At 66.6% G+C, this 12,029-nt stretch carries 9 protein-coding genes; 7 read left to right on the top strand and 2 right to left on the bottom strand.

The genetic code is table 11. The features are described 5' to 3' along the window. Positions 1-13 precede the first annotated feature (13 nt). From DB31_RS13935 to DB31_RS13905, 7 genes are all read left to right on the top strand, one after another. Positions 14-1,108 carry an ABC transporter ATP-binding protein gene (locus tag DB31_RS13935; protein WP_044187501.1) on the top strand — a complete coding sequence of 365 codons (1,095 nt, stop codon included), beginning with the start codon at positions 14-16 and terminating at the stop codon, positions 1,106-1,108. Between the two features lie 29 nt (positions 1,109-1,137). Next, positions 1,138-2,364, top strand: coding sequence for an extracellular solute-binding protein (locus tag DB31_RS13930; protein WP_044187498.1), 1,227 nt, complete (start codon positions 1,138-1,140; stop codon positions 2,362-2,364). 107 nt (positions 2,365-2,471) lie between these two features. Continuing rightward, the gene (locus DB31_RS13925) at positions 2,472-4,436 is read left to right on the top strand and encodes a carbohydrate ABC transporter permease (RefSeq protein ID WP_063769226.1); all 1,965 of its coding nucleotides are present in this window, start codon (positions 2,472-2,474) and stop codon (positions 4,434-4,436) included. Next, the gene (locus tag DB31_RS13920; RefSeq protein ID WP_044187495.1) at positions 4,436-5,314 is read left to right on the top strand and encodes a sugar ABC transporter permease; all 879 of its coding nucleotides are present in this window, start codon (positions 4,436-4,438) and stop codon (positions 5,312-5,314) included. Before DB31_RS13925 ends, DB31_RS13920 begins: the two co-directional genes overlap by 1 nt. A gap of 25 nt (positions 5,315-5,339) precedes the next feature. Next, positions 5,340-6,152 (top strand): glucodextranase DOMON-like domain-containing protein, encoded by an 813-nt coding sequence (locus tag DB31_RS13915; protein ID WP_044187491.1) that lies wholly within the window; start codon positions 5,340-5,342, stop codon positions 6,150-6,152. A gap of 91 nt (positions 6,153-6,243) precedes the next feature. Continuing rightward, positions 6,244-8,436 carry a hypothetical protein gene (locus DB31_RS13910; protein WP_044187489.1) on the top strand — a complete coding sequence of 731 codons (2,193 nt, stop codon included), beginning with the start codon at positions 6,244-6,246 and terminating at the stop codon, positions 8,434-8,436. Positions 8,437-8,519: 83 nt separating this feature from the next. Next, positions 8,520-9,470: a glucodextranase DOMON-like domain-containing protein gene (locus DB31_RS13905; RefSeq protein ID WP_044187487.1), complete on the top strand. Its 951-nt coding sequence runs from the start codon at positions 8,520-8,522 to the stop codon at positions 9,468-9,470. A gap of 1 nt (position 9,471) precedes the next feature. On the opposite strand, the gene DB31_RS13900 is transcribed toward DB31_RS13905, so the two are convergent. After that, positions 9,472-10,275: a hypothetical protein gene (locus tag DB31_RS13900; protein WP_157231977.1), complete on the bottom strand. Its 804-nt coding sequence runs from the start codon at positions 10,273-10,275 to the stop codon at positions 9,472-9,474. A 32-nt stretch (positions 10,276-10,307) separates the two neighbouring features. Beyond that, positions 10,308-11,990 carry an alpha-amylase family glycosyl hydrolase gene (locus tag DB31_RS13895; RefSeq protein ID WP_044187484.1) on the bottom strand — a complete coding sequence of 561 codons (1,683 nt, stop codon included), beginning with the start codon at positions 11,988-11,990 and terminating at the stop codon, positions 10,308-10,310. Positions 11,991-12,029 lie beyond the last annotated feature (39 nt).

The following is a 12,029-nucleotide window of genomic DNA, read 5'->3' as shown; positions in this document are numbered from 1 at the left end:
GGCGAGGGATCTGATGGCCGCAGTGACGTTCAAGAACGTGGCAAAGCGGTACGGCGCGGTCTCGATCATCGAGGGGCTCAACCTCGATATCCGGGACCACGAGTTTCTGGTGCTGGTCGGTCCCTCTGGCTGTGGCAAGTCCACCGCGCTCCGGATGATCGCCGGCCTGGAGGAGATCACCGGTGGGACCGTCGCCATCGGCGAGCGTGTGGTGAACGACCTGCCTCCCAAGGAGCGGGACGTGGCCATGGTGTTCCAGAACTACGCGCTCTATCCGCACATGTCGGTGCGGGAGAACCTCGAGTTCGGCCTGAAGATCCGCAAGACGCCCAAGCCGGACATGGACAAGCTGGTGAACGAGGCGGCCGATATTCTCGGCATCACTCACCTGCTGGACCGCAAGCCCAAGCAGCTGTCGGGCGGTCAGCGCCAGCGCGTGGCCCTGGGCCGCGCCATCGTCCGCAAGCCGGCCGTCTTCCTCTTCGACGAGCCGCTGTCCAACCTGGACGCCAAGCTGCGCGTGGCCATGCGCGCGGAGATCAAGAAGCTGCAGCAGCGGCTCCAGGTGACGAGCGTCTACGTGACGCACGACCAGATCGAGGCGATGACCATGGGCCACCGCATCGCGGTGCTCAAGGAGGGCAAGCTGCAGCAGCTCGGCACCCCGCTGGAGGTCTACGAGCGCCCCGCCAACATCTTCGTGGCCCAGTTCATCGGCAGCCCGCCCATGAACTTCCTGGAGGCCACGCTGGACGCCAACGGCACCACGCTGGTGGGCAATGGCTTCACGCTGCCGGTGCCGCAGAGCCTGCGCGCGGTGACGGCGGGCAAGGGCGGCAGGAAGATCAAGGTCGGCATCCGGCCAGACCACCTCATCCAGCCGGGCCAGACGGCCCGCGGCGAGTCCGCCAAGCTGGACACCAAGGTGGAGATCGTCGAGCCGCTGGGCAACGAGCTCATCGTCCACTCGCGCCTGGGCGAGTTCGGCCTCGTCTTCCGCCTGCCTCCGCAGAACACGCCAGACACCGGCGCGACGGTCTCCGTCGCGGTGGAGCTGGACTCGCTGCACCTCTTCGACGCTGAAACCGAGCAACGTCTCACCGCCTGATTCGCCTGCTTCCCCGGAGCGCCCCACTCATGAAGAACCTGCGACTGCTGATCGCGGCCGTGTGCCTCAGTGTGCTCGGTCTGCTGCCCCTGACCGCCGCCGCCGCCGAGACGGAGATCGTCCTGTGGCACTCCTACCGTGCCGAGGAGAAGTCCGCGCTGGAGAAGGTGGTGGCCGAGTACAACAAGGCCAACGCCGGCAAGTTCAAGGTCACCACGCTGGCCGTGCCGTATGACGCCTTCGCGGACAAGATCACCGCCACCGTGCCGCGCGGCAAAGGTCCGGACCTCTTCATCTTCGCGCAGGACCGTCTGGGCGGCTGGATCGAGGCCGGCAACACCATCGAGCCCATCGACTTCTTCCTGGATGACGCGCTCAAGCAGCGCTTCATCCCCACCACGATGCAGGCGATGACGTACCGGGGCACTGTGTACGGGCTGCCGCTGAACTACAAGAACATCGCGCTCATCTATAACAAGAAGCTCGTCCCCACCCCGCCGAAGACCACCGGCGAGCTGGTCGCCCTGGCCAAGAAGCTCACGGACAAGAAGGCCGGGCGCTTCGGGCTGGCGTACTCGTACGGCGACTTCTACTACCACGCGGCGCTGATGAACGGCTTCGGCGGCGGCGTGTTCGACGCCAAGTTCAACCCCACGATGAACTCCAAGGAGAACGTGCAGTCCATCGACTACCTGCTCAAGTGGATCGACAAGGACGGCATCCTCCCCGCGGAGCCCTCTACGGCGCTCATCACCTCGCTCTTCAACGACGGCAAGGCGGGCATCGTGTTCTCCGGTCCGTGGTTCCTGGGCGAGATCGCCAAGGGCATCGACTACGGCATCACCACCCTGCCCACGATTGACGAGGCGGGCGGCAAGCCGATGCGCCCGTGGATGACGGTGGAGGGCGTGTACGTGACGGCTCCCTCGAAGAACAAGGAGGCCGCTTTCGAGTTCGCCAAGTTCCTCACCCTGACGACCTCCGCCAAGGTGCTGGCGCTCGAGGGCCGCCAGAGTCCCGCGAACACCGAGGTCTACAACGACGCCGACGTGTCCAAGGATCCGCAGCTCAAGGCGTTCCGTGATCAGGTGAACGTGGCGGTGCCCATGCCGAACGTGCCGGAGATGACCATGGTCTGGTCGCCGGCCACCACGGCGATGAACGCCATCCTGAAGAAGACCTCTTCGCCGAAGGCCGCGCTCGACAAGGCGCAGCAGCAGGTGGCCAAGGACGTCGCGGGGCTGCGGAAGAAGTGAGCAGCGCCGTACCCCCGCCTTCCTCGGGCGGCGCCTCCCCTGGCGCCGCCGCTCCTGGGCCCGGTCCCTCCGGTGTCCAGGTCTCTCCCCCTGCAGCAGGCTCCTCCGTGATTCCTCCTCAGACGAATCCCCCCAGCGTGCGGCGGCCCCGCGTGCTGGTGGGGCTGGCCCTTGCGCTCGGCGTGGGGCTGGCGCTGGCTTACGCCCTGCTCGCCCAGGCGCGTGAAGACGCCGCCATCGAGCGCGAGCAGCGCCGCACCCTCATCTCCCTGAACGCCCTGGCGGACCTCGTGCGCCGCGCGGGCGGCAGCGGAGATGGGGTGCGCGCCGTGGTGGACGCGGCCAAGGAGCAGCTGCCCGCGGGCAGCCACGTGCGCGTGATCGCCTTCTCCGGCGTCAAGCTGGAGTCCTCCACCTTCCCGGAGGACCAAGGCGACAAGGCGGCGCCTCGGCGGCTCGCGCGCGAGGAGAAGGTCATCTACGACCGTGGGCAGCGCCTGCGCGCCGCGGTGGAGACCAACCGCGAAGAGGGCAGCGCCCGCAAGCCGGAGATCGAGATCGAGCTGTTGCCCACGGGCGGCCGGCTCTTCTCCGCGCCGGTCGAGGCGGATGGAGGGGTGGTGGGCATGGTGGATCTGGCCACCCAGCCGCTCCCCAAGGCGGAGCGTCCCGGGCTGGCGCCGGTGCTGCTGGCCTTCTTCCTGCCGCTGCTGGTGCTGCTGGGCGTCTCCTTCGTGAAGCTGCAGCGGCAGTGGCAGTTGGTGGCTGCAGCGGCGGTGCTCTTCATGGCGGGCCTGGGCGGCTACACCCAGTACTCCATGCGCGCCCTGGAGGACGGGGTGCGTGGCTCACAGGGCGCGGTGGCGGAGCACCTGCGCGCCATCGCCGAGCGCGGCAAGGCGGCCATCACCGCGCAGAACCTCACCACCGAGCCGGCGCTCGCGCCGGGCACCTGGGACACGGACGTCTACCGCAAGCCGCTGGGCCTGCTGGACGCGCAGGGCACGGTGAACGAGGCCGTGGTCACCCAGCGCGTGGAGACGCTGCAGAGCCAAGCCTCACGGGCCTCGGCGCTGCTGGGGCTGCTGGGGCTGGCGCTGCTGGCCTTCATCGGCCTGGGCGGGCTGCACCGCACGGTGTCCACGATGGTGGAGCACCGCGAGGCCTACGCGTACATCGCGCCGGCCATGGTGGGCATGGTGGTGCTCGTCTTCTTCCCCTTCATCTACGGCATCACCCTCTCCTTCACGGACGCCAACCTCTACAACACCAACCAGCCGCTGACGGAGATCTGGATCGGCCTGCGCAACTACGTGGAGATCCTCGGGGACTTCAACATCGCCCGGCAGGGGGACAACGGCACCTGGGTCTTCAACTACCTGAACTTCTACTGGACGCTCTTCTTCACGGTGGTGTGGACCATCACCAATGTGGCGATCGGCGTCTCGGTGGGGCTGGTGCTGGCGCTCATCCTCAACACCCCCAACCTGGCGCTGCGCCCCATCTACCGCGTGCTGCTCATCCTGCCGTGGGCCATGCCCAACTACATCACCGCGCTCATCTGGAAGGGCATGTTCCACCAGCAGTTCGGCGTGGTGAACCACGTCATCCGCATGTTCGGCGGCCAGGGCCTGTCCTGGTTCGAGTCCCCCTTCACCTCCTACCTGACGGCGCTGGCCACCAACGGCTGGCTCTCGTTCCCCTTCATGATGGTGGTGTCGCTGGGCGCCCTGCAGTCCATCCCCATGGAGCTTTACGAGGCTGCGCGCGTGGACGGAGCCAGCCGCTGGCAGCAGTTCGTCGCCATCACCCTGCCCTCGCTCAAGCCCGCGCTGGTGCCCGCAGTCATCCTGTCGGTGGTGTGGACCTTCAACATGTTCAACATCATCTTCCTGGTGACGGAGGGTGAGCCGGGCAACTCCACGGAGATCCTCGTCACGCAGGCGTACAAGTACGCCTTCCAGCGCTACCGCTACGGCTACGCGGCGGCGTACTCCACCGTCATCTTCGGCATCCTGCTGCTCTACAGCGTGGTGCAGAACCGTCTCTCACGCGCCACGGAGGCAGCGTAATGGCCACGCGTCGCGAAGGGGTCCCGCACCTGCCGTTGCATGTGCTGCTGGTGCTCTTCACCCTCTTCACCATCTACCCCATCCTCTGGGTCGTCACGATCGCCTTCTCCGGGCGGCAGAACCTGGCCATCGCCACGCTGCCGCCGGAGCCCACGTTCACTGACCGGCTGCGCGCCATCACCCCGTGGCCGGAGCAGTGGTCCTTCTCCAACTTCAGCTCGGTGATGACGGAGCAGCCGTTCGCCCAGTGGATGCTCAACAGCGCCATCATCGCCGTGGGCACCACCGTGGTGGGCGTCTTCCTGGCCTGCACCGCCGCCTACGCCTTCAGCCGCTTCAAGTTCCCCGGCCAGCGCGCGGGCATGATGGCCTTCCTGGTGTCTCAGATGTTCCCGGGCACCCTGATGCTCATCCCCCTGTTCATCATCCTGGTGCAGTGGCTGGGTCTGGGCAGCTCGCGGCTGGGCCTCATCATCGTCTACGCCACCACCTCCATCCCTTTCAGCGTGTGGATGCTCAAGGGCTACTTCGACACCATTCCGAAGGACCTGGAGGAGGCGGCGCTCATGGAGGGCGCCTCGGTAGGCAAGATTTTCTGGAGCATCATCCTTCCCCTGGCTAAGCCCGCCGTGGCCGTGACAGCGCTGTTTTCTTTCATGACCTCTTGGAATGAGTTCATCTTGGCGGCTACCTTCATGGACCAAGAGGCCATGTACACGGCGCCGGTCGGGCTCCGCTTCTTCGTCGGTGGGTTCTCCCAGCAGTGGGGCTACTTCGCCGCAGGCTCCATCATCGTCTCCATCCCCGTGGTGTTTCTGTTCCTGTTCCTCCAGAAGTACCTCGTGTCCGGCCTCACGGCTGGAAGCGTGAAAGGTTGATGTTGTTTCCCAAGGAGAGCCGTCAATGAAGACCCGTGTCGCAACCCTCACCCTCGCTGCCTCGCTGCTCAGCCTCCCCGCCTTCGCCGACGGCAAGGTCACCTTCAAGGATCCGTCTGGAGACGACAACGGCCCGGGCACCTACAAGTACCCGACGGACACCGTCTACAAGAAGGCCTCGTTCGACATCACCGAGTTCACCGCCGAGAAGAAGGGCAACAAGGTGGACTTCCAGGTGACGCTGGGCACCAACCTGGAGGACCCGTGGAAGATGGGCAACGGGTTCGCCACGCAGATGGTCTTCGTCTTCATCGACACGGACGGTAAGGAGGGCAGCGGCCACACGGACGCTCCTCCGGGCCTCAACGTCCAGTTCGCCCCGGACTCGGCCTGGGACAAGCTCGTCATCCTCTCGCCGCAGGCGCCCGCGCGCGTGCGCAAAGAGGTGGAGACCAAGGCCGCAGGCCTGAAGGACGACATCATCGTCCCCGAGCGCACCAAGGGCTCCGGCAAGAAGATCACCGGCAGCGTGGACGCCGAGTCCCTCAAGGGTGACCCCAGCCAGTGGGGCTTCCAGGTGGTGATGCAATCCAACGAGGGCTTCCCCTCCGGCAATGACCTGCTCACCCGCAAGGTCAACGAGTACGAGGGCCAGCACCGCTTCGGCGGCGGCAACGACGGCGACTGCGATCCGCAGGTCATCGACATCCTGGCCGGCAGCGGCAAGGGCGACGCGTCCGAGAAGCAGGCCCAGTACGACATGCTCAAGTACGAGTGTGGCGCGGAGGGAGCCTCCAAGACGAAGGCCACGCTGAAGATGGTGCGCCAGAGCAAGTAACGCGGTACCGATTCACTAAGGACTTGGCTGGACCGCCGCGGGGGCTGTCTTCCCCGCGGTGCCGTCTGGCCCTGGAGGAGGGGTTCACATCATGTCGAAGAAGTCTCTGCGGAGGAGCGCGCTGGCGCTCGCCGCCTCCGCTGTGCTGCTGCCCGTGGCGCCCGCCATCGCCCAGGACGCGCCGAAGCTGCAGATTGGCGGCACCACGTACACCAAGTGGCTCTACGGCAACCTGCGAGAGCAGGGCGCCATGTACAACTTCACCACCATCCCCGGCGAGGGCTATGGCGACAACGGCCAGGGCACGGAGCTCGAGCTGTTGCTCAACGCCCGGCTCTCCAGCCAGGTGGAGGTGAAGGGCCGCATCCACAGCCGGTTCAGCCAGAACTTCTGGACGAACTTCGGCGGCTTCGGCGGTGACCCGTCCAAGCCCTGCGTGAGCGGCGACTGCGGCGAGTTCGATCCGCGCTCCAACCAGTACATCAAGCTGCGCGGCGTGGCGGTGATCATCACCCCGGGCTACCTGATCGACTCAGCCACCATCGGCGCCAATGACTTCGGCCAGTTCGATCCGTACGTCATCGGCCGCATCCGCTACATCGACCGTGACAACGCGCACGGCATCCTCCTCCAGGGCTCGGCGTTCGACCGGAAGATCACCTGGGATGCGACCCGCATCAGCCTGCCGCGCCTGTGGGCCGGTCCGTCCTTCAGCACGGGCCTGTTCCACGCGGCGGACGCGGCGTACGGCTTCCAGACCAAGTGGGCGCTGAGCGACGCGCTCGATGTGGGCGGCATCTTCAGCTACGTGCGCGACGCGGAGATCGCCCCCACCACGGTGGACAACAACATGGACGATGGGCGCGACCTGGTGCCGCGCTTCCGCAACGGCGTGGGCGGCGTGAAGGCCGGCCTGCGCCTGAGCGACAAGGTGGACATCCGCGGCTCGCTGTACCACTCGTACAGCAACGCGGACCCGGTGCTGACGCCCGCGGACTTCGGCCTCAACGGCTACTCGCCGGTGATCGCCGGCCGCCACGAGGACAACAGCTTCAAGGTGGACGTGACGCTGAGCGATCCGCTGGACATCGGGCTGTCGGTGAACCTGCAGGGCTTCAGCATCGGCTCGGACTACGTGGCCATCATGGCGGCGCGCCGCGAGTCGGACGTGCTGCTCACGGAAGGCCATGACGCGAGCTTCGCCTTCCCGGGCCCCTCGAACGCCTCGTACGGCGTGTTCAACGGCAACCCCACGCGCATTGGCTACGGCGGGTGGACGGGTGAGTCCCAGCAGGTGGCGACGATCAACGTGGACAACGAGTTCACGGACTTCGACGAGCCCTTCGCGGAGACGGCCATCGGCTGGAAGGGCTTCACGGTGAACCCGGTCTACGGCAACGGCGGCCTGGATTTGTCGGGTGAGTACTCGTACATCACCTACAACACCAACTGGCAGGCGTACGACAGCCCGGACACCTCTTACACGAAGACACCGTACCCGACGACGGAGCTGGACTCGGGCGTGGGCCACAACTTCCGCACGGCCTTCCAGCCCTTCCAGGACAAGAAGACGCACATCGCGGTGCTCAAGGCGCGCTACGTGCTGGACTTCGGCCGGGGCATCGACATCTTCGGCAAGGCGAAGTTCATCCACGAGACGGACAAGCGCATCAACGACTCGCGCTTCCTGCCGTACAAGGCGGGTGCGTGCCCCGGTGGCACCGAGGCCTGCGCGGATCTGAAGAACGAGTACTCGCCGGGCCTGTCCACGGCGGACACGTTCGGCAACCCGAACGTCATCACCGTGGGGGACCAGACGGGCTACCAGTGGAAGCCCTTCGACAGCCTGTCGGACGACGACCGGCTGCTGCGCTACTACGCCTTCACGGCGGGCGCGGGCTACCAGCTGTCGGATGACCTGTATGCTTCGGTGAGCTACACGAAGTACCTGGCGGACCTGTTCGACGGCAACACGGCGTTCCAGGCGTACAACCTGCACGAGATGGCCTCGGGCTACCACAACAAGAACTCGGTGGTGGTGCGGGCCAAGTACATCCTCGCGGGCGTGGAGTTCGGCCTGGAGGGCCAGTACGCGTTCGGCACGTTCGATCCGGACTTCGGCTCGGGCTTCGTGGAGCAGATCGCGGACGAGCAGACGGCCAAGGACCACAACGTGAAGGTGGGCTCGCGGGGTTTCCGCAACCGCTTCTCCGGGTGGAACAGCCTGGAGACGCGCGAGTTCGACCACATCCGCGCGAAGGCGTTCATGAAGGCTCAGTTCTAGTCAGCCTCACGCTTCTTGCTTGAGAAGGGCCCGGCGCGCGGCGACGCTCGCCGGGCTCTCTTTTTTCCCACGGAGTCTCGTTGATGCTTCCGCTTCGCCGCGCCCTGCTGCCGCTCGCGCTGGGGGCCGTGCTGGCCAGCGCGTGCCTCTCCCGGAGCACCGGAGGGACTGCCCCGCTCTTCACCCTGGCGGATCCGCGCGGGGATGACCACGGAGATGGGGACTTGCGCTATCCGCTGCGCGAGGACCTGGGGCCGGGCTCAATGGATCTGCTGTTGTTGGTGGCGTACCCGGAGGATGACGGCACGCGGTTCGAGGCGACCTTCGCGCGGCCCATCGCGAAGCCCCAGGCGGCGCGGACGGTGGACATCGCCGGAGAGACGCAGGCGCAGAAGGCGCGGCTCGGGTTCTACACGTTCAACCTGGACCTGTACGTGGATACGGATCGGGTGGAGGGCTCGGGCCGCACGGAGACGCTGCCGGGGCGGAACCTCTCGCTGGCTCCGGGGAGCGCGTGGGAGAAAGCCATCGTGCTCACGCCTCGGCCGTATGACGCGCGGGACCAGCTGCGCGGAGAGTGGCAACGGGAGGAGCGCGAGGAGCGGATCCGCCAGCAAGGCTCCCTGGGCGAGGCCGCGCAGCGCGAGGTGGAGTCGGAGGTGGAGCGCAAGCTGACGGGGCAGGTGTTCTTCCCCACGCGCGTGCGCGTGACAGGGGCGACGGTGGAGTTCTTCGTGCCGAACGACTTCTTTGGCGGCGCGCCTCGGCCGGAGTGGGGCTACGCGCTCGCGGTGACAGGGGCTCTGTTCGAGAACAAGGTGAACCTGTCCTCGCTGTTCGGGAAGGAGGGCCCCAGAGCGTCCATGGTGCTGCCCATCGTGCCGGGAGATTCGAAGGAGTTTTTTGGTGGAGGGAGGTTGGGAGCGGCGAACCAGTCACCGGTGGTGGACCTGGTGGTGCCGGAGGGAGTGACGCAGGAGCAGGTGCTCGGGCCGAACCCGCCTCCATGGCCCGCAGTGGTGCCCGTGCACTGATTCAGAACCGCCCCATGAGCCCCGCGACGAGCCCGCCCGAGGGGCTCACGCTGATGACCGGAACCATCCGCACACTGGCGCTGGCCCCTTGCTGTTGTGCAACGGCGCTCTCGTGGGAGCTCTCGTAGAAACGGATTCCACCCACAAGGGGGCCCAAGACGAGGAGGGGAAGGCTCACGAGTGGCACTGTGATGACGAGCGCCAGGATCCCGAGCCCCTCACTGACCGAATGCAGCGCCAGGGAGAGCCCGAGGGTGGCCAGGCTCCCGCCCACTCCCACCAACGCTCCCAAGGCAGATCCCCCCAGCGTTGCCAGAAAGTCACCCTCGCCTCCGGCAAGGCTGCCTCCCACCACGATGCCGAGCCCCGAGCCCAGCGTCCATCCTGTGAAGGCCAACGCCATGCCCGTGAAAAACTGGGAGTTGACGCTGTCGTCACAGTCACTTGTCAGGCAGAGCTCTGACATCATCAGCAAGCCCGGCACGGCCCCCGCTACCCCAAACAGCCCCCCCACCACGGCCTCGCCGATGACGCGCCCATTGTTTGCCCTCGAGCCTCTCGAGGACGTCCCTTTATGGGGGATGATCTCTTCCTTGGGCTTTTCCTCGCCGTCAGCGGAGCTCCGTCTGGGCGCTGGCTCGTCATCGTAGCCACCATAGGGATCGCTGCTGGTAGGGCCTCCCTTGGGATCATATGGGTCCTCCTCGGGAGCCGACGGGACCAGCGGCGGCGGCGAACTCTGGGCGCTTCCCTGCAGTGGAGCCAGGGCACACACCAAGACGAGCACGAGCCAGATGCGGGACATGCCCAAAATGTAGCACCCCGCAACTGGCAACTTCACGGCTTCAGGCGCCAGATGCCCGTGGTGCGAGGCGGCAGGCTCGCCTGCCAACCGGTGGCGGTCTTCGTGAGCGCGGAGACGTTGCTGTCGGCGAAGAGAATCTCGGGCGTGGTACCCGGCAGGTCGAACGGGCCCGCGGACACGTTGTAGTCCGTGACGTTGTGCACCACCAGCACCCGCTCCTCGCCCAGCGTGCGCACGAAGGAGAGCATGACCTGAGTCCCCTGCGTCGACGAGAGGAGCTTGAGTCCCCCGCGGCTCAGCGCCTCCGAGGCATGGCGCGCCCGGATCAGCGCCCGGTAGCGCGACAACAACGAGCCCGCAGCGTTCTCCTGGGCAGCCACGTTGCGCCCCGACGTGTACCCCCCCGAGAAGCTGTACCAGGGCGTCCCCGTGGTGAAGCCACCTCCCGCCGTGCCGTTCCAGGGCATCGGCGTGCGCTTGGACTCGTCGTTGTTCTCGCCACCGTTCGACATTCCCAGCTCCTCTCCATAATAGAGGAAGGGAGCCCCAGGCAGGGTGAGCAGCAGCGCCGCCGCATTGGCCAGCTTGCCCGCGTTCCCACTGAGCTGCGTGGACAGCCGCACCATGTCGTGGTTCGTGAGGAAGGGCGCATCGCTCACCCCTGCCGGGTATACGCGCGCCATCTCCGCCAGCTTCGCCGCGATGGGCGCCGCATTGTTGCCATTGAGCCCCGCGAGGATCTGCTCGGAGATACCGAAGTTGAAGTTGAGCGGCAGCTCGTCGCCACCCGGCACCTTCGCCGTCGAGCCGTAATAGGTGGCGACAATGGGCGTGGTGCTCCAGTTCTCCCCCACCAGCACCGCGTCCGGCTTGGCCTGCCGCACGTGCGCGGCGAACTCCTTCCAGAAGGCGTGCGTCTCCGGAGTGTCCGCCTGGCCCGCGCCCGCCCCCGTCTCGATGAGGTAGCGCGCGGCATCCAGCCGAAAGCCATCCGCGCCGCGCTCGAGCCACAGCGAGGCCAGGCGCTTCACCTCCGCGCGCAGCTCCGCGTTCTGCATGTTCAGGTCCGGCATCCCGTCCCAGAACACGCCGTAGTAGTAGGCGCCGTTGCGCTTGTGCCACGTGGGGGTGTTCGAGAACTGGCTCCATGGCTGCTTCCAGCCCGGATCCTGATCCTTCCACACGTACCAGCCGCGCTTTGCCGACGTGGGCGACGAGGCGGACTCCACGAACCACGGGTGCCCTACCCCCGAGTGGTTGATCACGAAGTCGAGGATGACGCGCATCCCCCGTTTGTGGGCCTCGACGCACAGCAGCTCGAAGTCCTCCAGGGTGCCGTAGTCCGGCTCGATGCGCTCGTAGTCCACCACGTCATAGCCGTGGTAGCTCGGCGACTCGAAGATGGGCATGAGCCACAGCGCATCCACGCCCAGGTCCTGCGTCGTGTTCGGATCGCCGTCGTTGAGATAGTCCAGGCGCGACAGGAGGCCCTTCAGGTCCCCCTTCCCGTCTCCATTCGAGTCCTGGAAGCTCCGGACGAAGACCTCGTAGAAGACGGCCTTGCGATACCACTCGTCCCCCGCCGCCGGAGTAATCTCGACCGCAGGAGTGTTCGGAGTCGTCCCGGGATTCGAAGGACCAGGACCGCCACCAGAGCCCGAGCCACAGGCCCCGGTCATGGCGAGGAGGATCAGCGAGGCAGGGAGACGCGACATACGCCACGTCTACCAGCACCGCTCCCGTGGGAGCCAGAG

The sequence above is a fragment of the Hyalangium minutum genome (assembly GCF_000737315.1).
Lineage (GTDB): Bacteria > Myxococcota > Myxococcia > Myxococcales > Myxococcaceae > Hyalangium > Hyalangium minutum.
Note: the sequence above shows the minus strand (reverse complement) of the source record. Positions and strands in the feature narration are given on the sequence as shown.

Coding starts and splice junctions, on each gene's coding strand:
- DB31_RS13935 (WP_044187501.1), top strand. CDS start 14: ATGGCCGCAGTGACGTTCAAGAACGTGGCAAAGCGGTACGGCGCGGTC.
- DB31_RS13930 (WP_044187498.1), top strand. CDS start 1,138: ATGAAGAACCTGCGACTGCTGATCGCGGCCGTGTGCCTCAGTGTGCTC.
- DB31_RS13920 (WP_044187495.1), top strand. CDS start 4,436: ATGGCCACGCGTCGCGAAGGGGTCCCGCACCTGCCGTTGCATGTGCTG.
- DB31_RS13915 (WP_044187491.1), top strand. CDS start 5,340: ATGAAGACCCGTGTCGCAACCCTCACCCTCGCTGCCTCGCTGCTCAGC.
- DB31_RS13910 (WP_044187489.1), top strand. CDS start 6,244: ATGTCGAAGAAGTCTCTGCGGAGGAGCGCGCTGGCGCTCGCCGCCTCC.
- DB31_RS13905 (WP_044187487.1), top strand. CDS start 8,520: ATGCTTCCGCTTCGCCGCGCCCTGCTGCCGCTCGCGCTGGGGGCCGTG.
- DB31_RS13900 (WP_157231977.1), bottom strand. CDS start 10,275: ATGTCCCGCATCTGGCTCGTGCTCGTCTTGGTGTGTGCCCTGGCTCCA.
- DB31_RS13895 (WP_044187484.1), bottom strand. CDS start 11,990: ATGTCGCGTCTCCCTGCCTCGCTGATCCTCCTCGCCATGACCGGGGCC.